This window comes from Streptococcus mitis (genome assembly GCF_946190335.1).
Taxonomy (GTDB): domain Bacteria; phylum Bacillota; class Bacilli; order Lactobacillales; family Streptococcaceae; genus Streptococcus; species Streptococcus mitis_CH.
The window spans coordinates 69,744-92,895 of record NZ_CAMHZN010000006.1; the positions used below are offsets into that span (position 1 = coordinate 69,744).

Genomic DNA, 23,152 nt, shown 5'->3' on the forward strand with positions numbered 1-23,152 from the left:
AAAATACTTATATTAATTAAATCCATAAACAGACTTGGTGATTTGATAGACGACATTGGAAAGTTTGCGGGCTGGCAAGACTGAATGTTTGGTCAAACGGCTCAACATGGTTTTGCGAATGGTCTGAAATACCTCTGGATTTTCCTGCTGAATATAGGTCCACAGCTCCCGTTTTTTGGCAAGATGCTCCGCTGTTCCAGCTCGGTTGAGCAGGGCACTGGAAATAACCGTCGTAATCTCAATATGATTCAGCAGATATTCTCGCATTTTGGGGTGGCTCACTTTGGACAAGTCAAGCTGGTCTACCAAGAGTCGATTGACCTTGAGTTGCTGGTCAATGCGCTTAATCATCACTTGCTCATTGATAGACTGGTCCTCACGCCCAATCAAATAACGATAGAAATCGACAGGCAGATAGTACATGGTCTTGACCTGCTGAAGGGGGGTAAAGACAAAGAGATTATCGACATAAAAAGTATGCTCAGGCAATTGAAACTGGCTCGCTCGCAACAAATCTGTCCGGTAAATCAGCGAATGCATCATGATATACTGGCCTTTGGAGAAATTTCCGACCTGATCCCAGCCAAAAATCTGCCGAACAGGCAAGACTGACTCATAACTCATACTCTTCTTACGAGACTGACCTTCCTTTTCATAGACAAAATTAGTCACAAAGGCATCAACTTCCTGCCCCTCACTCTCTAGTTCTTGCAAGGTCTCCAAAATTTTCAAGTAAGCACGAGGATCCACCCAGTCATCACTATCAACCACTTTAAAATAGAGCCCAGAAGCCTCCGCTAAGCCGCGATTGACTGCACCCCCATGGCCTTTATTTTCCTGATAGATGGCTCTAACGATGTTAGGATACTTGCTGGCTAAACGCTCAGCGATTCCCTGAGTCTGGTCCTGAGACCCATCATTGATAATCAAAATCTCAACTTGCTCACCACCAATCACTAGCGATTCCACACAGTAATGAAGATAGGCAGCGGCATTATAGCTAGGGATGGCGATAGACAATAACTTCATAATCTACTCCTTTAGGGGACTGATTTTTTCTTATACTCAATGAAAATCAAAGAGCAAACTAGGAAACTAGCCGCAGGCTGCTCAAAGTACCGCTTTGAGGTTGCAGATAAAACTGACGAAGTCAGCTCAAAACACTGTTTTGAGGTTGTGGATAGAACTGACGAAGTCAGTACCCATACCTACGGCAAGGCGACGTTGACGTGGTTTGAAGAGATTTTCGAAGAGTATTACTCTCTTGTCACTTCTTTCTATTCTACCATAAAGTCCAGCTTCTGAAGGACTTTTACTAGAATACAAGGGTTACTATCTCTATTTGCTATTTTGAACATCAAAAAAGAGGGGTGCTCCCTCCTTACGAATTTAATTCTACCAAGTCATCTAGATACTGGTTGTTAATAACCGCCAAGATATAGGCATCTGCCTTCAAGAGGTCAGTAGGTCCAAACTGGACATCCAGTGGTGAATTTTCTTGTTCACGAAATCCTAGGACATTGAGATTGTATTTGCCACGTAGGTCTAGCTGACTCAGGCTTTGACCTGCCCAAACACTCGGAATTTTCATCTCCACAATAGACACATTTTTATCCAGCTGAAAGACATCAACATTGTTATGAAAGAGAATGGTCTGCGCTAGAGACTGCCCCATTTCATACTCAGGTGAAATCACCGAGTCAGCACCGATTTTTTCTAGCACCTTCTTGGCTGTCTGGCTTTTGACCTTGGCAATAACCCTTGGTACCCCTAGACTCTTACAATGCATAACTGCAAGCACACTCGACTCCAGATTTTCCCCTGTTGCCACTACAACCGTATCACAGGTATCAATTCCTGCAGTTCTGAGGAGTTCCTCGTCTGTGATATCGCCCACAACTCCACGCGCCAATACTGGCTCAAATTGATTGATTCGCTCGGCGTGGTCGTCAATGGCAATGATATTCATATCTTGCTTGGCAAGGGCCATCAGGACACTACTCCCGAAAATCCCCAAACCTAAAATTCCAATCGTACGATCTGACATCATTCTTCCTTTCTTATCCAATACTAATATCTGCTTTCATATACTGAATCAAATCTTTCTTATCAGGCTGGTAGTCAGCTAGACTAACCAGCAAGGTCAAGGGACCGATACGGCCAATAAACATGAGCACCATGACAATGCTAAGAGCTAACTTGCCCAATTCTGGCGTCAGATTTGCCGTTACCCCAACTGTCGCAAGAGCTGAAATGGTCTCAAACATGAGGTAGATAAATCGCGGTGTTCCTTCTGCCGTAATTCCCAACAACATCAAGCCTAACAAGAAGGTCATCAAAAAGATAATGAAGACACTAAAGGATTTTTGGACTGTTCGAGCCTCAATAGTTCTCTGCGCAACATTGGCATGAGGTAAACCCAGCAATTCACTACGCGCAAAAACCAACAAGACAAAGAAAGTCGTAATCTTGAGACCCCCAGCCGTCCCTCCAGGTGCTCCACCGAGAAACATCTGTAGGATATAGATAAACAAGGTCACAGGCCGAGCTTGGGTGTAATCAATAGAAGCAAAACCAGCCGTTCTCATGCTGACAGTTTGGAAAAAACTAACCAGCACTTTCTCTGGAACACTGAGATTGCCAATGGTTCCTGGATTGTGCCATTCCGTAAAGAGTGTAGATACTGTCCCAAACAGCAAAATCCCTGCGGTCAAGAATAGGACCAGCTTGGTGTGGAAACGCAGACGGCGTTTTTTCTTCTTGTCAAACTGGGTTGCCAAGTCAAACCAGACCATAAAGCCAAGACCACCTGTGATAATCAAGCCAGCAATGACCAGATTGATCAAGGGATCCGTCTGAAAAGCCACTAAACTGCTACTGCCGAAATTATCAAAACCAGCATTACAAAAGGCTGAAATAGCTAAAAAGATAGAGGTAAAAATGCCTCGTCCCCAGCCAAACTCAGGAATAAAACGGAAACTTAGCAGGAAGGCACCCAAGCCCTCCACCAGAAAAGTCGTCAAAAAGATGGACCGCATAAAGGCCTTCAGCGACCGAGTCTCCCCGTAACTAAAACTCTCCTGAATGGTTTCACGACTGCGAAGACTGAGTTTTTGCTTCCCCTGAATATAAAAGACCCCGATAAAAGTCATGAGCCCCAGACCACCAATCTGTATCAAGAGCATACAAATCAACTGCCCCCAGACATTATAGGTCGTAGCCACTGGCTGCGTAAAAAGGCCAGTCACACAGACCATGGACACCGTCGTAAAGAGATGGTCAAAATAAGTGGCCTGAGAACCATTTGCCTGAACAAAAGGCAAGCTCAAAAGAAGAGAGCCTATAAAAATAACTCCAGCGAAACTTAAAAAAATGCGACGAGCAGGTGAAAGTCCGCCAAAGACCCTTTCAAGTTTTTTCACAAATAATTTGAAGAACATACATCCATTGTACCATAAAAAGAAGGAGAGTAGCTAGATCTGAGAGGCAATCTCAAGGCAGAGTTCCAATGCCTTCTCGAAAGCTTCTGAACCCCAGTCACGACTATCGTACTGGTCCAAGTCTGCTAAGGAATCAGCTGTGAACAACAATTCTCCCCAGAGAACCCCACGCAGTTGGGCTACTGCCGCAAGCGCAGAACACTCCATCTCTACAACAGCACAGCCTTCTTCCTTGCGATAAGCCACCTTTTCAGCCGTTTCTCGGTAAAAACCGTCTGTCGTCCAGGTCACGACTTCTTCATAAGGAATCCCTCTGTCTTCCAACACTCGCTCAATAGCAGCAATAGCCTCTGGCTGCATTTCCATATAACGAGAAGGTGCCACATAGTGGTAACTGGCGCCCTCATCTCGTAAAGCCCGAACTGGGACGAGAAAGGCATTTTCCTCTATATAAGCCAGCACACCACAGGTTCCGGTTGAAATAATCTGCTCCACACCGTAACCAATCAACCAATCCATAAACTGGGCTGCTGGAGCTGAACCAACAGGAGCCTGAGCCAGACAAATTTCCTCGCCCTTGTAGTTAACGACATAGACTGGATAGGTCTTGGTGGCAGAAACAAATTCGCCGACACAGTCCGCCCCTACTTCCCTCGCATAGCGGTCAATCTCCTCCTCTAAAAAAGCATAGACACACTTCTTGGGCAAGTGCAAGTCCAACCCCTCGTGATCAGGCATGATGACCGCCTGAGGATTATCATCAAACTCTAAAATAGGAATCGCATGTTTCTGAATCATAGCCCACCTCCTCTGATTTTGTACTATTGTATCAAAAGCTGACAGAGTGTCAAGGAATTCTCTTTAGCAAGCCAGAAATCTCCTCTTCCATACACTTGAGAAATCGTTGCACCGCTGGAGAAGTCGGTTTCTGTTTTGGCAAAGCGATTGAGGACTTATGAAGAATACAAAATCCAACAACAAAAAAGACATGAATCTGAAATAAGCAGAACATGTCTTTTTTAGCTTGTTTGAAAGTCAAGTAAATAAATCTTAGCTCTTCTAGAACTCCCTTATTTCCACAAACCACCTAAAATCTGTTTTTCTAATAAGTCTAGGTCCTCTTCCTTTATTTCTCCGTTGTCGCTAACGATATAAAGTTGAGCGAAGTAAGCCAACAATGGACCAACACAAATACGAACCATTTGAGGAATCGTTAACTCTGTATTTACACGTGGATCTGCTAGCAATTCTTTATGAAGCACTCGAAGTTTATCTTGAATAGCATTCCAGATAAAAATCTGTTCATTTTTTAGTTTCTTATTTGAAAAACTCTCCTGCAGAATGATTTTCATCAAAGCACGATTTTTTTTGAGATAGCTCATACGATCGTGGACGAGATAACGAACCCTCTCTTCTGTCGTTTCAAAAGCTAAGAGTTCCTCAACAAAACTACCGAAAATGCCTGGGACTACAGGATGTAAAATAGCCGTCAGTAGATCATCCTTCGTCTTAAAATACTTAAACAAAGTTGCCTGGCTTAGTCCAGCACGCTCAGCTATGTGAAGAGTTGAGGTCCCATGGTAACTCCTAGTTGATATGAGATCCACTGCTGCCTGCATGATTTTTTTCTTTCCTTGAGGGTAATTCGCTTCTTCTAAGTAATCTTCAAACGATTCAAAAACAGTCTTATCCATCTAATCTTCACACCTTTTTAGCATTATTTATGTTGATTTCTAAACTTTACGATAACGACGCAATCCAACAATATTGAGAATTGTTAAAATGATCAAGAAAATCATTAAAACACCAAGATTTGGCAAAATATCACCAAGATTGTGTCCGTAAAGAATAATCTGGCTTATTGCATCACCAGAATAGGTTAATGGCAAAAATTTCCCCACAGTTGGAGCCCATGCTCCCATGGATGACAATGGAATAATCCCTGAGAAAAAGAGTTGAGGCATAATCACGAGAGGAATAAATTGCATCATTTGGAATTCTGATTTTGCTAGAGTAGACAAGAGAATTCCAAAAGCTAGTGCTACAAGAGCCAGTACCACATTAACTATTATAACATTTAAAATATTTCCTACAACTTCTACATCTAGTAGCCAAATTGCTGCTAAGACGACAACTGCCGTTTGAAAAATCGCAATAATACCGTAAGACAACATATAGCCATAGACGATTTCAGAACGTTTCACTGGGGTTGCTAACAAGCGATCCAAGGTTCCACTTGTGCGCTCTTTCAAAAGTGCCATACCAGAAATCAAAAAGACAAAGAAGAAGACCACAAAGCCAATTAAAATTGGAATCATACGTGCAAAGAATCCAGTATTTTTATCTCCATATTGGTAAGATTCTTTGATTTCAGGCGCCTTTGCATCTAATTTCAATTGTGGAAGAGCCTGTTTGACACGAGATAATAACTGATCGGTGCCTTCATTGATGATACTTGTTCGTAACACTTGTCGTGTCATAGTTGTTTTAGAAGCATCCGTATTTGCGTAGTCGACCTGATACTCACCATCTTTATACGATATGACTGCATCTACTTTCTCGTCAGCTAGAGCTTTTTTAGCCTGATCTAAGTCTTGATAAGTCTCGACGTCCACATGATCGAGCTCATCCATTTTCGTTACCAAACCAGTTGGTAGATCTTGTGTCGCTAACTTGACATTCACGGTTGTACTAGCTGAAAACATGAGGTTCATCAGCCACATAATAAATACCGGCGCTACAAACATCATAGCCAAGGTTCGTTTGTCACGAAGCAATTCTTTGATAACTTTTTTAGCAATAGCAATGGTTCTCATCTTACTCTCCTTCTGCTTTCAAAAATACTTCTTCAATACTTGAAACTTGATAACTATCTTTTAAGTGTTGCGGTGTATCAAAAGCAATGATTTTTCCACCTAATAATAAGCCGACCTTATCCGTTAACTCTGCTTCATCCATAACATGGGTAGTAACTAATATCCCAATCCCATTGTCTCTAAGCGCAAATAATTCTTTCCAGATTTTCTTTCGAAGAGAAGGATCGATTCCAACTGTCGGTTCGTCCAAAATCAAGAGCTGAGGATTCCCCAGAAGCGCGATGGCTAAAGACAAGCGTCGCTTCATTCCTCCAGAATAACCGGATACCGTTTTATTCAAATGCTCTGTCAGATCTACAACTTGAGCCACATGGGCAATTTCAGCTGTCAGATCTCTTTTGGATAGCCCTTTTAGCTGACCAAAAAATTCTAGATTTTCTTGACCTGACAAAGCCTCATATAAGGCATCTGACTGGGCCATATAACCAATATCTCCTAAAATATGGCGATTGGGCATAGTGTGATTTAACACTAAAGCTACGCCTCCATCAGCCTTTTCCATTCCTAACATAGTCTTAATCATAGTTGATTTACCAGCACCAGACGGACCAATTAATCCTATAATTTCTCCTGTCTGCAATTCAAAGCTGACATGATTCAGAACTATTTGATGGTCAAAAGATTTTACTAAATCTTGTAAATGTAGTAATGTTTTCATTTACTTCCTCCTTGGTGAGTGATTACTCACTTACTAAATATAAACCTATTATAGTGAGTAATCACTCACTTGTCAAGAAAAAATCTGAATTTTTTTAAAAATAAAGTACCAGATATTATTATCTGATGCTTATAATGGATAGCTATTGCTTTTAGAGCTGTTTCTAAATCTCTTCTCGATACTCTGAAATGGTCTTTCCTGTCCACTTTTCAAAGGCCTATTCTTCCTCTGCTTTTCTCAGCCAATCCTACCATCGTCATTGCTATCACAACTCTAATGACCTTGGCGATGGAAATTCATTTTACTCATTTTTATATGAAACAGACTAAGAAATTTTCAAGACCTAATTGAAACCAAATTAGCCCTTGGAAGTCAAAAAATCCTCGAACTCTACGCTGACCGTCTAGCAGAATCAGACCAAATGCGGCATGGCTTTCTAAGAATTCGGTTAAGGGACGTAACCTACAAGCTGCTTACGTGGATGGATTTACTTTGAGAGATTTCTTCGCCTTCAACCAAGGACTAAATAAAATGGGTGACCAAGCACTTCCTTTTAAAATTCACCCTGAACATTTTGTATTTGCTGGAGTTCACGGTGGACAGGAAGTGAGGAGTTGATTGGAGAGTACGGTCAACCAACTTATCAAAAAATCTTTATCAGTCTAGATACTGAAAAAACAGGCGTTCCGGATGCCGATACAAAAATTTCTATGGCAGGTGATACTGCTACTCTCATGTCCGATACAAGCCTTGATATCAAGATGTATGGTATGCATCAGTTCAAGATGAAAAAAGGTGGACTCCGCATCAAATTAGGCGTCTTTTCCCCAGAAGCAACCCCAAGCTAGATGGAGCTCGGTCACCAAGAACACCTAGCAGTTGAATTTTTCAATTCCCTCACAATCGCCTACCAAAACAAAACATTTAAGGGAAAACTACTCAATACCTTCTTAAAATTCAAGAAATTTAAGTAAACAACAACGGATGACTGAACAATTTAGCCTTTGAAAGCTACGATTATAAAATCCCTCGTAACATATCAATTTATCACCCATATAAAAAGATAGCCATTCTAATTGAATGCTATCCTTTTTTGTTTATCCTCGTCCGCCAGGTGCTGGACCGCCAGAACCTCCATTCGGACCTCCGCCTCCAGGCATAGAATTGACAATATCTGTTTGTTTTTCGCCGTTGATGTAGATATTCCCACCTGTGTAAGTTGCTGTTCCATCAAAGTCAAAGCCTGATTGTCCTATCAATTTAATGGTTCCACCGGTAACCGTGATATTCCCGTTTGAGTCAACTGGATCTGTGTCACCTTGACCGACTTCTACAGTTAGATTTCCACCTGTCATAGTAAAGTAAATATCACTTTGCTGGGCATTTTTATTGGCTGCATTGACTCCATCATCTGTCGAGTAGACATTGATATCGCCACCATTGATCGTAATGGATTTCCCTTCAATTCCTTCAGTCGCATTCTTGACTGTGTAAGTACCGCTATCAATCACTAGGTTGCCAGAAGCGTGAATGCCATCATCCCCTGCTGTGACTGTTATGGTATTGTTAGCTAAATACATATTTCCAACAGTCATATCGTCATCATTATCAACTTTAACGCCATCTTCCTTAGCATCGATGGTCATGGTTGTACCAGTGATGTTGAGTTCATCATTGACATTAAAGGCATCGCCAACTGATGTGATGTTAAAGGTACCACCCGTGATGTGAAGCCTATCATTTGCCTTGATAGCATTGCTTTTCTTTCCATCTACAGTGAGAGTTCCTGAGCCATTGATGGTCAAATCAACCTTAGAAAAGAGAGCGGCATTTGCCTTTTCATCACTGTTAGAGCTTGAGTCAGAGAGACTGTTGGTGGTTCCCTCTGACAGAGTCAAATAGACATGACCGGCTGATGTCGCAGAAATCGCTGCATTGGTATTGGTCATGGTCGCGCCTTTTAGGACAAGTTTCACATCATCAGACTTATCTGCCTCTACCTTGATCTGCACTCCGTCAGACTGACCTGAAATCACATAGGTACCTGCTTTTGAGATGGTCACCGTTGAGCCAGAAACTGTCACACCGTCTCCAGAGACACTGGCAGATGAGCCTGATAGCTCAATCTTAGAGGCTGTGCTTTCATCATAAGAAGTATCATAGTCCTTTTCTGTAAAATAAGAAGATTGACTGTTTTTAGCTGAAGTTGTGATGGCAGTAGTATCTGCCGCTGCAGTTGTACTTGACTTAGTCGTTGACTGCCCACAAGCTGTCATCAAGGTCAAAGCTGTTACACTGGTTAAGATTAGGGTCCATTTTTTTGATTTCATACCTTTTTCCTCGCCTTCCTTTAGCTTGAGCTTAGTTTACAGGGGAAGTCTGAAAAAAATCTAAACTTTTTCTGAAAGTTTTCTTAAGTTCAGTTTCAATTAAGTTATCTTTAACAAAAGTTTTAGGAAAATTCCATAGACTAATTACAAGCAAGTTCAACTTGCCCAGACACACCTATCTGCTAATAAGATAGTGTACTGAAATAGTTTGATAAAGGAGACAGGATTTATGAAACCAATTAAAACAAGCTTTAAACGAATTGAAACCAAATATGTCGTTGCTAAAGCTGACTTGGCTAATTTAATAGAGGACTTAAAAATATACCTCGTCGAGGATGATTATCCAACTTCGACCATTTCCAACATCTACTTTGATACAGAGCAATTTGATATGATTCAGGAGGATGGCCAAGGTACTAAGCGCAAAGAAAAGATTCGGATGCGAACCTATCTCAGTCAAGTCCAGCCTGATAGTCAGGTATTTTTAGAAATCAAATCTAAGGATAGAGCTGGTGTCGGACGAAAACATCGTCTCTTATCGACTCCCCAGTCTATCACCCAGTTTATGACCAAGGGACAGCTGGATAGCAGTATCAAGGACCGAATGATGATTGAAAAAATTCAGCAACTCCAAGAGGAATATCAGCAAGCAATTGTCCCTCGTATGTATATTTACTACGACCGTTTTTCTCTCAAGGAAAAGAAAGAAATTAGCGGATTTCCCTACAATAAAATTCGTATCACCATTGACCAAAATCTAACCTATCGTGATAATAATGTCAGTTTATTTTCAGGAAAGGACGGTTTCCCTCTACTAAACGAGGACATTGTCATCATGGAAATTAAAGCACCTGGTAGAAAACCCCAATGGCTACAAGATATTCTCGACCAATATGGACTGGTAGAGCAGAAATTTTCAAAATACAGCTGCGCCTACCACAAGTCTCAAGGGCTGGACTATAGCCCACGACCAAGCACAGAAAGTGTAGGTACTACTTATGTCTAATCTTTTCAACTCTATTTTCAACGACACAACTGCCACTGCAGACCCTATCCAGCTCTTTCTGGCTCTATTGGTCAGCCTGATTTTAGGTTTGGCGCTGACCTGGGCTTACAAACACCGTACCCTCTATACACGGGAATTTGCTGTTAGTTTGACCCTACTCCCCTGCTTGATGACCTTGGTCATCTTTCTGGTAAATGGCAGCTTAGGAACCTCTATCGCTGTTGCAGGAACCTTTAGCCTCATTCGTTTCCGTTCAGCCACCAGTGGCTCACGGGAACTAATTGCTATCTTTCTTGCTATGATTATCGGGCTGGCAGCAGGGACAGGCTACCTAGTCTTAGCTGTTCTCTTCACCGTCTTTATCTTAGCAGTATGGCTTCTTTTAGAAAAGCAACAAAGCAAGAGCAATCACCAACGTCGCAGACTATTGACCATCACAATTGCGAACCAAGAAAAGCAACTCCAAACTATCCAATCTGGGCTATCACAATTCTGTACTGAGTTAGATCTTATCTCGATTGATACCAGTAATGATGGAGAACAAGTCACCACTGTCTATGAAGTGGATTTCAAGGCTCAAACCAACGACTTTCAAATCATCCATTACCTCACTAGAGAACAGGATACTTACCAGGTTTCCCTGACCAAAAATGCCAAGAAGAGAAAGAATTTGTAGTACTTCTAGCGTAAAACCTGATTTATTATAAAAGGCATCCTATCAACGTTTTTTAAACACTTGATAGGATGCGCTTTTCTTATCTTAAAAACTTTTTTACCAATCTCTTTATTTCACAGGTATCTCCTTCATCACACGTGCAGGATTACCAGCTAGGACAACGTTGTCACCAAAGAACTTAGTAATTACAGCCCCTGCTCCAGCAACAACATTATTACCCAATGTCACTCCAGGAAGGATAATAACACCACCTCCAGCCCAGAAATTGTCTCCGATAGTAATAGGTTTGCCGTATTCCACACCTGAATTGCGTTCCTTCGGGTCCAATGGATGGAGGGGAGTCAAGAACTGACAGTTGGGACCGATCATAGCATTGTCCCCGATACGAATGGGGCAGATGTCCAGCATGGTCAAGTTCCAGTTAGAGTAAAAGTTTTCTCCTAGATGGATGTTGACACCGTAGTCCACCATCAAGCGCGTATTGATATAAAGATTTTTCCCGGTCGATCCAAACCAAGTCTTGATGATTTCGGCTCCTTTCAAGGGATCCTCTTCCTTGTTAAAGGCAGCCTGTTTTTGGCGAGAAGCTTGAGCTAAGGCTCTCAGTTCTGGGTCTGATGGACGGTAAAACTCGCCTGCTATCATTTTCTGGTATTCGCTAGTCATAGTATTTTTCTCCTTATTCCCTACTATCATATCAATTTTCGACATATCTGACTAGGATAAGGAGCACTTTCCACAATTGATGCTCTGATTGTCATCATATCCTGTCTAAGCGAACACGAGTCACAATTCCATCTGGGTCTGTAATTTCCAGCTGGCTAGATGTCAACCACTTGATTGGTGCATCAACTTCTTGTGCTCGCTGCGCAATCGTTAATAATTCTTCTTTACTTGCAACTTCGATGACATAGTAGGCCAAACCTGGCAAGCCTTGCTTACGCGGAGCCAGACCTTTTCCTCTCCATTCGTTGACTGCCAAATGATGATGGTAGTCCCCAGCTGCAATCCAACTAGCACTAGGTACACTGAATTTATCCTCTAGCCCTAACACATTTTGATAAAACTGGCTGGACTTTCGACTATCCTTGACGGACAGGTGGATATGCCCCATTCTCGTACCTTCTGCTAGGATAAAAGGCTCTACTCTTTCCCCCAACTCATAGATATCCTGCGCCGCAAGGGCCTCTGTCACCCCGATAATACGTCCATCTTCTCGAATATCCCATGTGGCAACGGGCTTGTCTTGATAGAGTTCAATGCCATTTCCCTCCAAGTCCTCCAAATAAAGGGCCTCACTGTAACCGTGATCTGCACCGCCAACAAGAGGAATCTGTAAATCTGTCAGGTGCTTCAAGACATCCGCCAAAGCCTTTCGTGTCGGCAAGAGAATAGCCAGATGATAAAGACCATAATGTTCCCTTACTTCTCCGCTCTCTTGTGCTTGAATCAAGTGTACCAAGGATTTTCCACTGAGGCCTAGAATAACCTCTGTCTCCGTTTGAGATAAGATTTCTAAACCAATAATCTGCTGATAAAAGGCTGTTTGACTGGTCAAATCCTTTACATTTAAAACTGCCTCTGCTAAATAAATGTGGCTCTTGTATTCATAGGTCATAAATATTCCCTCTTTTATTGTAACTTTAATTATTACAACTATTATATAACTTCCATCAAGAAAGTCAAGCCAGACAACTTATAGATGATGATTCTGTCATCTTGTCTATATGAGACTAAAACAAGAAAATCTACAGAGAATTGACAATCAAACCATTGAAAATTTTTAACCAACTCTAAGATGACTCTCATCACAACCCCAAAAGAAAAGGAGCGGATATGATATCCTACTCCTTATTCATATCAAAAAATCTAATTCAAATTAGTCTTCTTTTTTCTTGCGAGCAAGAAATCCAAATCCACTCAAGACACCTAAAAGTCCAAGCGCTGCTAGGCTAGCGTTAGCATCTGTACCTGTGTTTGGAAGTTCATCTTGTCCTGTTTGAGGTACCTCTTCCCCAGATTCTGAGTGTTTCCCATGAGATGACTTGTCCTCTTCTTGGGCAACCGCTTCATCTTGATGAGAACCTTCTTGTTTTGTAGGTTCATCAATCTTAACAGAATTTGACTGAAGGTATTCTTGTTTCTGTGGCTTCGTTACATCATCACCTATTACCTCAGTATACAAATGGGTAACAATACCTTCTTTTTCACGGGTCATTGTATATCGATATTTCTTACCATTTTTCGAAATGATATCAGATTTAGGTGCCAATTTACCAATTTGAATTGGAATAAGTTCTTCATTTGATCCAATAATAATATGGCGAGTAATCAATAATGGAGCTACAGAATGAACCGCTGGGTCACCTTTTTCACTAATGATACCTTCTGGTAATGCTGGCTGTACTTCTGGCTCACCTTTCTCACTTACAACTCCTTCTGGTAATACCGGCTGTACTTCTGGTTCGCCTTTTTCACCTACAACTCCTTCTGGCAACGCTGGCTGTACTTCTGGTTCACCCTTCTCGCTTACAACTCCTTCCGGTAATGCTGGTCGTACTTCCGGTTCACCTTTTTCACTAAAATATTCTACAAAGTCATAAATAACCGTTTTTTCATTTTCATCAACTGTACCCATTTCTGGCGCTGAAGTAGCACGATGTCCTTTGTAAATATAGCTTTTTCCGTCCTTTTTGATGACCGTATATGCTTCTGGAGGAATTGAAGTGTAAGAATCTCCAATGGATGCTTCTTTCGTTAACTGTTTCTCCATCGCTATTTCGGTATTCGTTCCTTCAATCATGTATTTTTCGAAGATATTTCCAGCTGTAGCTAATTTGTAAACATAGGTAATTTCAGTAGTTCCTGAAACAACTTTTCCTGTCTCAGCCGGAGAGCCAGTTTTCAGTCCTACTAGTTTATATTTTTTACCATCTTTTGTTATTTCTTGTAGTTTTCGTGTTGTTGTGTCATAGGAAACTTCTTTATTTATTGTCGTTGGTGTTCCAACAACAACTTTTTTATCATCCTTATCCAGGTAATATTTTTCTTCTGTAGAAGATACAACTGCATCTTTTACAACATCCACACTTTCTTTAATCGAAGTTCCATCCACTAATTGATAATGTACTTTTACATTTCCTTTAATTTCTGTAGTAGACTTCTCTTCTTTAGCATAGATGTTTTTGACCTTTGTTAACTCTTCACTAACGTGATAAGCACGTGTTGGTTGATACAAATTGTAATAATGAATTTCTGTAATTGATGGCCCTGATACATGAGCATATTGATCATATTTTGTTGGTGAAGCTACTCTATATGTAACGCCATCTTTTGTATATTCTTTATATAGTTGCCCTATTCCATATTGATAATTACTGTGCCCACCAGAATATCTAACTTCTCCAAAACCTGCTGTATATGCAAGATATTTTTTATTTGAATCTTCTGTCTCATTTTCATCAATTGGATAATTTTCATTCTTGTCTTTATTTCCTAATTTATAATCAACATTTACTTCAAATACATTTTTTACAAAGTTTGCATCACTAGGTACTTCATTTACATATTGAATATTTTTATGAGATTCTTTAAATTTTTCTACATTTGCTTTTTCTTCTTCATAATTACTAGTATCTTTAAATTCTTCAATATTCCCAATAAATTTCGGTTCTATTTTGTCTCTAGCATTATCCCAGTTAGTTTTAATCGGTCCTTCTCCAAATTTTTCTTTTAAGATTGAGATATATTTTTCAATATCACTGTACTCTTTAAAGTCACCATTTGTTCTGATATAACCATGGAATGTCTCATACGCAGTATAAATAGGTCTATTTTGTTTATCTACTAGATGCTCATTTATTAATTGTTTTTTGTATAATTCTTCCCAAGTTTTTTCTTTTTGATTAAGACGTTTGTTTTTAATATCTCGTTCTTTCTCTTCATTCAGATCTCTTAATTGATTATTTAATAACCCATTCAGTCCCTCATATAGTGATTTTTCATTGAAAAATACTCCTGCTGTATATGCTGCTTGTTCTGTTGCTGTTGATGCTGCTCCTAGTTTTAACGCAACTTCATTTTTCTCAACAACTAAGATTGTATCCCCTTCTTTTATTCCACCTTCAGAATTTATGTTTTCTTTCGTGAAAGCTTTGGCGTTCTCTTCTCCTTTTTTAAAAGTTTCTACTACCCAAGAGTCATCTGAAGTTGACGTTTTTGTCGCTAAGACATATTTTCCGTACTGATTTTCAGATGTTTCTGAAACAAGCCAAACTCGACTACCTTCTTTAATATTATTATAGCGAATACTTCCATCTTCATTATGCAAATTTCCAGGATTTGCATGAACAGTTATATCATTAAATGTAGTTTCTTTTGAAGTACCTTCATGTTTTTCTAATTTTGTATCAATTTTATGATATTTATTTCCATCTTTTTCTATAATTTCATCTTCTTTTTTTAGCTTGTTTAATACTTCTTCATTTAAACTAGTAATTTTTCCTTCATAGCGTTTTCCAAAAAGTCCACGAATTTTATAATTTAGAGTTGAACTAGAAATACTCTTATTATTTTCATTAATATTCAAATCAACTTCTTCTTTAAGAATTTCGCCTTCTTTTGTTACAAATGATACTCTAGTGTCTTTGAACGTATCTGTTCCTTGTTTTTTTACGTTTCTATCCTCTACCTCTTTCAAATCTTCCTTAACAGTTTCTTCGAATTGTTTATGCTTTTTCTCATACCAGTTTTCATCCCCATGCAGTCGTCCACCACCTTCCGTCCTCTCAAACACATGCATTTTCGGCATTGTATAACTACCCACACCATTACTCAATGTTTCCATTTTCACATTATCTTTTGCAGGTGTTACTGTAGTTTCATTAGCTGTATTTGTAGTTTCTTCAGCCAATACCGGACTAGCTCCAACAACCATCATCCCTAATAAAACAGACGCTGCACCAATTCCTTTATATTTACGTAATGAATATTTTTGAATTGTATCTTTTTTCATAAGGTCTTTTCCCTTTTATTTCTTTCTACTCATTATAAAAAATTATACTAACTATACTAGTATATCACTCTTAGTTTCCTTTATCAAACAATTATACATAAAGGAAATTAAAAAAAATAGATAATAAGATATCCAATAAAATCTCATTATCTATTTCATTTTTAGGCGTTCATGAGTGATAAATATCTCTTAGAAACTTGTTCTTTTGAATAGCGATTCACAAACTTACTTGTATTTTCTAGCTCGATTTCTTTATCAGTCTCATATAAACACTTGATAAGATGCGCTAAATCCTCTGGTGTATCATATAAGCAAATATCTGAGTTCTTAGATGCATAATATTGATGAGCAATTTCAACATTAGAAAGCAAGGGAATCAATCCAAAACTCATGGCTTCAACGCAGGCATTGGCAAATAATTCCTTTTGGGAAGTTGAAATATAGCCATCATGTTCCCAATAAGGTACCTCATCTACATATCCAACAACATGAATGGTAGATGGCAAAGTCGGATACTCTTTCTTCAATTTGTCAATATCTCCACCATATAAGAATACCTCTACAGGTAGGTCTTCTTGTTCTAACTTCCTAAAGGCTTCTATAATCCATTCTACCCTTTTTACCTTACTCATATTCCCTACATAACAATAGGAACTAGGCTTTCTTCTTTGTAATACTACTGAGGAAACTTGAGGTGCAAAAATCGGTGGCATAAATTGTGCGTGATACCCTAAATCTTGCAAGATTGATGTTAATACTTCTGACGCTACTAAATATCTAGTTTTTCTTCTTAGATTATGAGCTGGATTTAGCAATACATTATCATGGATATATTCCCAATAGAGACGGTTTGTATTTTCTACAAAGCGCCATAATTTGGGAGTCACCACGTTATGTTGATCTCGAATTAAGATGTCTTTCTTATCTGTAAGACTGATTAATACCTGAATCAATAAGTCTTCATAGGTTAACCATTCTCCATCTTTATAATATAAATAATTGTCCTCCATCATATAAATGGGACTTGGTTCTTCTCTTGGCTTATAGTACCGTGCCCGCATTGCTGTCGAACCATCTCGATTTAACCATTCCAGTTCTTCTTTTTTATTTTTCTTTAAATATAATCCGGAAGTAAAATATAGGGTTTCATCTTCTAATTCAATGCTAGCCACAAATCCATTAACAACAGTCATTTTTCCATTAGGATACCTATCAATGATATCAGAAGGGCGAATACTTAATTCATCATGACCAATATCTGATTGATAATGGCTTACACTCACTAATTCATCCCTTTCAAAACCTATTTGTTCATAGCCAGCCTTCCAATCGGGTCGAACTTGAGGATGGGTTAAAATATATAGATGTCCCCAACCTAAATAATCTGCAATTTTCTTTCTAGATAATTGGGATGATTCAAATCCATATTTTCTAACCTCTCTTTGCCAGAGCCCTGGATGTATTGTAACCATTTTAGTCATAACAATCTCCTATCATATACGGTAACCTTCGCGACTCATTTATCTGTACTTGTTTATCAGAAAGATTTACTAATCTGAATTATATCATATGAATCATACTTTTACTAGATTCTATCAATAATACCTAACATCTACTTAATACCCCAATAAAAAATCCAAGCTAGTGCATGGATTTACATTTCCTAATATATATATTTATGCTACCAGCCAAGTGAAACCCTTTCAAACTGACAACCCAAGCGTCGCAATTCTTTTTGACGGTCCTCATAGTAGGGGAGGGAAATACCTGTAATGGCCACATGGGACAGGTCTTGTAAGTGGAGGCTGACTGATGAGGTGAAATGATAGACCTGAACGAACTCGTATTCTTGAAAGAGTTGGGCTAGGACATCTTCAAAGATCAGCTCCGTCTCCAAGTAAGTCACGTTTGGAATAGTGAAGGTTTCCTTGGGATGAGGCAGATAGAGGTCAATGGCCAAGGCCTTGGCATAGGTACTAATAAAGCGGATGGAGATCTGGTCGTCCTCTTCAGAGAACTTTTGTCCCAGCAGGACCTTGACCGTCTTGCCATTTGAGACGGGTGCTTGTGGCAGGGCAAAAAAATGCTCCAGATAGACTAGCTTCTCTCTAGTCACGACATGGTAGTCACTGCGATAGAGGGTATAATGCTTTTCCGTCCACTCAATCAAGTCATCTCTGGTCAAGCCCAAAGAACCCACCTGACTGGGTTGAAGAGGGAGGGCATACATTCCCAAAGGGTAAATATCCGCATAGCCATCATCAAAACTCATGAGGTGATGGTAGGTCGAACTAGCAACCAAGTCCAGAATCAAGCTATTGTCAAAACTGGCATAAAAGATAGTGTCATAATCTCCAGCCAGCTCCTGACAAATCTGAGCCAAGTCCTCTGCCGTCTGTGGATAGTGAACATGGTCAAAATCCTTAGCATAATTCTCCTGACGGGCATTTTTGACAGGACTGACATAAAGGCTGACAAAGTCCTGATTAGGATAGAGTCCCTTGATATGCTGGACTATTTTAGCCTGCAAGGGCGTTGTGGCAATGATGAGGTGTTTCATCTCTTTGATTCTCCTAGGTGGTGATGTTGCAGAAAGGTCTCAACGACTTCAAAGTCCAAAGCATCGTCGATATCATAAGAATAGAGTTTGGGCATTTCATAGGCCACTGTCTTATCTGTGTAAAAGGTCTCATCTCGTAGGTAAAGGTTCTTGCGAGAAATCCAGATACTCCCGTTGGGATAGTAATAGACAGGCTCTTTCTGCCGAGCATAGTGCTTGGACACCTGAGGCGGACGGATAAAAGTCGACTCCTCCAACTGCAAGAAAAGACTACGACTCTTGTCTGCCTTGACACAGGAAATCAGATGGTCGGCTCCAGACTGACAGTAGAGTTGATAGGATTCGATGAGATGCTCTACTTCTCTCAGGGGTGAGGTCACCTGCAGATTCACGAAGACTTGCTCTTCCTCAAAGGGTTGTAAAAAGTCTCGTAAGGTTTCCAAGCTAGAGGTTGTTGCTAAGGCCAGTTCTTTTGGTCTGTGGACACAATGAATCTCTGGATAGGCTTGTCGACAGAGTTCTAGATAGGCTAGTGAGTCTGAGGAAATCCAGATTTCACTAAATAACTTGGAGGCTAGAGCGACTTCTATGGTATAGAAAACCAAGGGTTTGCCTGCAAGCGGTTTGATATTTTTATCCACTAAGCCGCGTGAACCTGAACGGATCAAAATGACGGCTATGGGTTTAGATGTTGCTTTCATATAATCTTCCTTTAGTTTTCTATTGTATTGGACTAGTAAGAAAAGCTAGATTGATCAACTTACAACATCCTAGAAGTTCCTATCTAATAGTTCTCTATATATTTGAGCTACTTTTTCCAGAGAATAGCGAGAGGCTAAGGCTAGATTTTTTTCATTCGATAGATAAAAATCAAGCTCTTCCATCTCTTCTATCATTTGGATCAATTGTCCCTTATTCTGGAAGAGGCGGATGGCATTGGACTGGCTAGCATAGAAACGATGGGCTATCTCCACATCTGATAATAAGGCTAACAAACCTTGACTCAAGGCTTCAACACAGGCATTGGCAAATAACTCTGTATAACTAGCTGACAGGTAGCACTGGTGGAGATGATAAGGAACCTCCTCTACCAATCCTTTGAAATGAATGGTTGGCGGAATATCATATTGATTCTGTAATTCTGCTAGACGTTCCTCTGAGCCGCCATAAAAGGTAATCTGGGCCTTAGAGCCACGTTTGTAGAGTTCGATAAAGGCTTCAATGACAAGTTCAACGTTCTTTCCTTCTCCCATATGATCCACTAGGCAATAGTCCAAAACAGGTCCAATTTTTCTTAGCTGACCTAATTTTTCTGTAAACATTGGTGGTAAAAACTTGGTGTCATACCCTTGTTTCGCCAAAGTATCAGTCAACACTTCACTGGCGACTAGATATTTGTTTGCCTTGCGCAGATTGGCGAGGCGTAAGTCTCGCATGACATTTTCATGGACGACTTCATAGTAATTTTTGTCCGTGTTTTCCATGTAACGCCAGAGGCTGGGTTTGGGAACGATTTGTTGGTCACGGATAAAGAGATCTGTCTGTTTTGCACATCTGAATAGGAACTTAACCAACAAGTCCTCTTCAGAACGGATTTCTCCTCCTATGCGGTAGATATACTCTGGATAAAAGATGGTTACAGGAGAGGGGTCTTTGAAGGGATCGATAAACTTGGGTACTCTCATGGATTTCCTTGGCTGGATGAATGGTGACAATTCTCGACATGATGTAGACTCTTTCTCTCTTATTTTCTGCTTACAAAGGAAAAACCACCCTCACAAAAAGGCGAGGGTGGTTCATCCGTTACAATGCTCGGGGATTTCCTAGCAAGTTCCCCCTCAAAAGGACTTTATGCTATTCTATCACAAAGATCGACCATCTGCAAGATAGACTGCCTTAGACAGGATAGCTTGGGGGAGTTTTCTTATTGTTTATAAATCGATTCTCTGAAATCATCTGTGCTACGTAGGTAGGCATTGTAGATTTTTTGTTTACAACTTTCAAGAAAATAGAGAAGGCAAACTAGCCTTCCCCATTTTAAGGTTATATCATTTTGCAACTTTGTTGTAAAAAGCTATTGAAACAGACTATTTGTTCACTAGTTGCCTAGTTTACCCATTCACCATTTCCATTTACTTTATAACCGTCTGGTGTTGTTGTGCTCACAGCCAAAGCTCCAGAATCGTAGGCATAGTACCAGTGCGGTCCAACTTTAAACCAACCTGTCTTCATGATACCTGCTTCGTCAAGATAATACCAAGTACCATTTTCCTTGTACCAGCCTGTCTTCATAGCTCCTGAGCCATCAAAGTAGAACCATCTATTTCCGTCTGTACCCCAGCCTGTAAACATAGCACCTGAGCTACTCAAGTAATACCAGCTACCATCTACTTTTACAAATCCAGTTTGCATGACACCTAGGTCATCCAAGTAGTACCATTTACCATCCGTTTTCACCCAGCCTGTCTTCAGATCACCAGACTCATAGAAATACCATTTTCCATTAGATTGCACCCAACCAGATTGGTCTGAACTAGAAGTTCTAAATTCTTTCAGCGCTTTTTCTACAACGACTGCTTTACTTTTAACTGTTGAAAGGTTTGAGGAGGTCACTTCTGTATACTGAATAGCAGGACCATATCCACCAGCCAATTCCTCTGAAGAAGCATCATCACCTAAAGCTAGAGAAATCGTTGCTACTTTCTGAGAACTAGCTGCATTTCTAAAGGCCGCAAGCCCCACATATGTAAATTTAGAATTGATCAAAGCCTCATAATAACCTGTAAATTCTTTAGATGTTCCACCCTTCTTTTTCGCTACATAATTCGCCTTCTCAGCATGCCAGTTTTCAATTGCTTTTAGAAAACCTTCATAGTTCACATCTAAAGCTTCTCCTCTTATACTATTACTAGATGGAAAAGCAGTCCAGATTTCTTTCGTAGAAAGACGCTCAGGTTTCAGAGTTACTGACACCTCAGTAGCTCGTACAAAAGCAGTTTTCTCAAGATCAGTAGACCATTTGATAGGGACATACTTATCTACCAAACCTTCATCAGCTGCTTCCTTACGAATCTTATTAATCGCATCCAAAATAGCTTGTTTATCTGGGGTTAAAAATTCTCCCTTAATCCCAACCAAAACATTGCCACTAGAAGGATTTAACACTTCTGAACTCAAAACATTTTCATTTCTACCATCAGCAGATTGTGTTGCCACCAATCTGTCATTGGCAAAAACATCATTTGTCAAAACTGCTCCAGCTAAAGTCAAAGCCAAGGCGCTAGCAAATACAATTTTCTTCATTTTTTCTCCTTTTATCCTTTAGATAGGACAGGTATTTTCAATATTAAATTATATCATATTTTCCTACTCTTTGCCCATTTCTACTAATGTTATAAAGCAAATGCTATTCACACCACAAAGTAGAAACTCCATTCTTTATTTCACAACAAGCTCATAACGTGTCTTACTTGTGAAGGTTTGACCGGCTTTGAGAATAACTTGATCTTTGAGGTCACTGTGAATGGCATCTGGTAAAGCTTGCGCTTCAAGGGCAATCCCATTGTGCTGTACCATTGGCTGACCTCCTATGATGACACTCTCATCCACAAAGTTTGCTGTGTAGACTACAAAGCAAGGAGCCTCTGTCTTGAAAAGCAGGAAGCGACCTGAATTTTGGTCATAAAGGAATCCAGCATTGTCATGACCTGCAGGAAGGGCAAATGGATGATCCAAACCTGATACCAGCTGGATTTGCTCATCTTCTTCTGCAAAGATATCCTTCAACAAGGCACCATTGTAGATGTGTTTAACCACATCACGACTAGCATCTGGAGTTTTGGCAGGAACACCGTCGGGAGCGATTGGATAAATGCCCTCTGTGTTTAGTTGGAAGACATGACGGTCAATCGTCTGCGTGAAATCACCAGACAAGTTGAAGTAGCTGTGATTAGTTGGATTGACCAGCGTATCCTGATCGGTCGTTACCTTGTAGCTGATTTCATAGGCACCAGTCTCTTCTAAGTGGTAACTGATCCAAATCTTGAGATTTCCAGGAAATCCTCCTGTCCCATCCGTACGCTCTGTGTAGAGGGTCAAGCCATGGTCGCTCACCTCAACTAGTTCAAACAAGCTCGAATCCCAACCAGTTGAACCACTGTGGTTACAGTTGCTAGCATTGTTGACTTCAAGGTCATAGTTCTTGCCATTAAGCTCAAAGGTCGCACCTGCAATACGGCCTGCCACAGGACCTACGCTAGCTCCATGCTTGGGACTATTGCCTACATAGCTATCAAAGTCATCAAATCCCAAAATAACATTGGCAAAGTTTCCAGCCTTATCAGGTGTGACATAGCGCAAGATAGTCGCGCCATAAGTCATAACCTCAAGCTGGTAGCCACCGTTCGTCTCAAATCGATAGGCCAAAACATCTTGTCCCTCAACATTTCCAAACACACGCTCTGTGTATGCTTTCATTCTCTTCTCCTTTTACTATTTCTCTCAAGCAAACAAACCATAGAAAGCGAATTGACAATCTATGGTTTACTTGTATGATTTACAAACCCCTTTATCAAGAATCTATAAACGCAGTA

The 23,152-nt window shown here is 40.2% G+C and carries 21 protein-coding genes and 1 pseudogene; 5 read left to right on the plus strand and 17 right to left on the minus strand.

The features are described 5' to 3' along the window. Window positions 1–12 precede the first annotated feature (12 nt). Window positions 13–1,029 carry a glycosyltransferase family 2 protein gene (locus N8O43_RS08685; protein WP_261009392.1) on the minus strand — a complete coding sequence of 339 codons (1,017 nt, stop codon included), beginning with the start codon at window positions 1,027–1,029 and terminating at the stop codon, window positions 13–15. 39 nt (window positions 1,030–1,068) lie between these two features. Here N8O43_RS08685 and N8O43_RS08690 point away from each other — a divergent pair, with 39 nt between their 5' ends. After that, a complete protein-coding gene (locus N8O43_RS08690; RefSeq protein ID WP_261223149.1) occupies window positions 1,069–1,305 on the plus strand; it encodes a hypothetical protein in 237 nt (78 codons plus the stop codon). Window positions 1,306–1,381: 76 nt separating this feature from the next. Here the strand turns inward: N8O43_RS08690 and N8O43_RS08695 are convergent, their stop codons facing one another. From N8O43_RS08695 to N8O43_RS08720, 6 genes are all read right to left on the minus strand, one after another. Beyond that, window positions 1,382–2,047: a potassium channel family protein gene (locus N8O43_RS08695; RefSeq protein ID WP_261090135.1), complete on the minus strand. Its 666-nt coding sequence runs from the start codon at window positions 2,045–2,047 to the stop codon at window positions 1,382–1,384. 13 nt (window positions 2,048–2,060) lie between these two features. Further along, on the minus strand, window positions 2,061–3,440 hold the full coding sequence (locus tag N8O43_RS08700; RefSeq protein ID WP_261090083.1) for a TrkH family potassium uptake protein: 1,380 nt from the start codon (window positions 3,438–3,440) through the stop codon (window positions 2,061–2,063). A gap of 33 nt (window positions 3,441–3,473) precedes the next feature. After that, window positions 3,474–4,238, minus strand: coding sequence for a nucleoside phosphorylase (locus N8O43_RS08705; RefSeq protein WP_261090084.1), 765 nt, complete (start codon window positions 4,236–4,238; stop codon window positions 3,474–3,476). A 272-nt stretch (window positions 4,239–4,510) separates the two neighbouring features. Further along, window positions 4,511–5,134: a TetR/AcrR family transcriptional regulator gene (locus N8O43_RS08710; protein WP_064275793.1), complete on the minus strand. Its 624-nt coding sequence runs from the start codon at window positions 5,132–5,134 to the stop codon at window positions 4,511–4,513. Between the two features lie 39 nt (window positions 5,135–5,173). After that, window positions 5,174–6,256 carry an ABC transporter permease gene (locus N8O43_RS08715; RefSeq protein ID WP_261090085.1) on the minus strand — a complete coding sequence of 361 codons (1,083 nt, stop codon included), beginning with the start codon at window positions 6,254–6,256 and terminating at the stop codon, window positions 5,174–5,176. A 1-nt stretch (window position 6,257) separates the two neighbouring features. Then, a complete protein-coding gene (locus N8O43_RS08720; RefSeq protein WP_261090086.1) occupies window positions 6,258–6,974 on the minus strand; it encodes an ABC transporter ATP-binding protein in 717 nt (238 codons plus the stop codon). Window positions 6,975–7,202: 228 nt separating this feature from the next. Here N8O43_RS08720 and N8O43_RS09680 point away from each other — a divergent pair. Both N8O43_RS09680 and N8O43_RS08725 read left to right on the plus strand, forming a co-directional pair. After that, window positions 7,203–7,325: pseudogene (locus N8O43_RS09680) on the plus strand (low temperature requirement protein A); the annotation flags it as partial. Window positions 7,326–7,588: 263 nt separating this feature from the next. Further along, entirely contained in the window at window positions 7,589–7,822 is a 234-nt protein-coding gene (locus N8O43_RS08725; protein ID WP_000578911.1) for a hypothetical protein, read from the plus strand. A gap of 249 nt (window positions 7,823–8,071) precedes the next feature. Here the strand turns inward: N8O43_RS08725 and N8O43_RS08730 are convergent, their stop codons facing one another. Then, window positions 8,072–9,304, minus strand: coding sequence for a carbohydrate-binding domain-containing protein (locus tag N8O43_RS08730; RefSeq protein WP_070479494.1), 1,233 nt, complete (start codon window positions 9,302–9,304; stop codon window positions 8,072–8,074). Between the two features lie 229 nt (window positions 9,305–9,533). Between N8O43_RS08730 and N8O43_RS08735 the strand changes: the two genes are divergently transcribed. Both N8O43_RS08735 and N8O43_RS08740 read left to right on the plus strand, forming a co-directional pair. After that, the gene (locus N8O43_RS08735) at window positions 9,534–10,310 is read left to right on the plus strand and encodes a polyphosphate polymerase domain-containing protein (RefSeq protein ID WP_070479491.1); all 777 of its coding nucleotides are present in this window, start codon (window positions 9,534–9,536) and stop codon (window positions 10,308–10,310) included. Then, window positions 10,303–10,986 (plus strand): DUF4956 domain-containing protein, encoded by a 684-nt coding sequence (locus N8O43_RS08740; RefSeq protein WP_070479489.1) that lies wholly within the window; start codon window positions 10,303–10,305, stop codon window positions 10,984–10,986. The genes N8O43_RS08735 and N8O43_RS08740 overlap by 8 nt, the downstream gene beginning before the upstream one ends. A 108-nt stretch (window positions 10,987–11,094) precedes the next feature. On the opposite strand, the gene N8O43_RS08745 is transcribed toward N8O43_RS08740, so the two are convergent. From N8O43_RS08745 to N8O43_RS08795, 9 genes are all read right to left on the minus strand, one after another. Beyond that, window positions 11,095–11,652 carry a sugar O-acetyltransferase gene (locus tag N8O43_RS08745; RefSeq protein ID WP_261090088.1) on the minus strand — a complete coding sequence of 186 codons (558 nt, stop codon included), beginning with the start codon at window positions 11,650–11,652 and terminating at the stop codon, window positions 11,095–11,097. A 94-nt stretch (window positions 11,653–11,746) separates the two neighbouring features. Then, the gene (locus N8O43_RS08750) at window positions 11,747–12,604 is read right to left on the minus strand and encodes a VOC family protein (protein ID WP_261090089.1); all 858 of its coding nucleotides are present in this window, start codon (window positions 12,602–12,604) and stop codon (window positions 11,747–11,749) included. A gap of 261 nt (window positions 12,605–12,865) precedes the next feature. Next, window positions 12,866–16,000, minus strand: a complete 3,135-nt coding sequence (locus tag N8O43_RS09685; protein WP_314726021.1) for an LPXTG cell wall anchor domain-containing protein — start codon at window positions 15,998–16,000, stop codon at window positions 12,866–12,868. A 161-nt stretch (window positions 16,001–16,161) separates the two neighbouring features. Further along, window positions 16,162–17,481 carry a glycosyltransferase gene (locus N8O43_RS08770; protein ID WP_060627270.1) on the minus strand — a complete coding sequence of 440 codons (1,320 nt, stop codon included), beginning with the start codon at window positions 17,479–17,481 and terminating at the stop codon, window positions 16,162–16,164. A gap of 200 nt (window positions 17,482–17,681) precedes the next feature. Further along, window positions 17,682–18,560: a glycosyltransferase family 52 protein gene (locus tag N8O43_RS08775; RefSeq protein ID WP_261090090.1), complete on the minus strand. Its 879-nt coding sequence runs from the start codon at window positions 18,558–18,560 to the stop codon at window positions 17,682–17,684. Then, window positions 18,557–19,261, minus strand: a complete 705-nt coding sequence (locus tag N8O43_RS08780; RefSeq protein ID WP_261090091.1) for an acylneuraminate cytidylyltransferase family protein — start codon at window positions 19,259–19,261, stop codon at window positions 18,557–18,559. Before N8O43_RS08780 ends, N8O43_RS08775 begins: the two co-directional genes overlap by 4 nt. Before the next feature lie 69 nt (window positions 19,262–19,330). Continuing rightward, window positions 19,331–20,245 carry a glycosyltransferase gene (locus N8O43_RS08785; RefSeq protein ID WP_260467866.1) on the minus strand — a complete coding sequence of 305 codons (915 nt, stop codon included), beginning with the start codon at window positions 20,243–20,245 and terminating at the stop codon, window positions 19,331–19,333. Window positions 20,246–20,666: 421 nt separating this feature from the next. Beyond that, window positions 20,667–21,863 carry a CAP domain-containing protein gene (locus tag N8O43_RS08790; RefSeq protein WP_261090092.1) on the minus strand — a complete coding sequence of 399 codons (1,197 nt, stop codon included), beginning with the start codon at window positions 21,861–21,863 and terminating at the stop codon, window positions 20,667–20,669. A gap of 135 nt (window positions 21,864–21,998) precedes the next feature. Continuing rightward, on the minus strand, window positions 21,999–23,036 hold the full coding sequence (locus N8O43_RS08795) for an aldose epimerase family protein (RefSeq protein ID WP_261090093.1): 1,038 nt from the start codon (window positions 23,034–23,036) through the stop codon (window positions 21,999–22,001). Window positions 23,037–23,152: the final 116 nt, after the last annotated feature.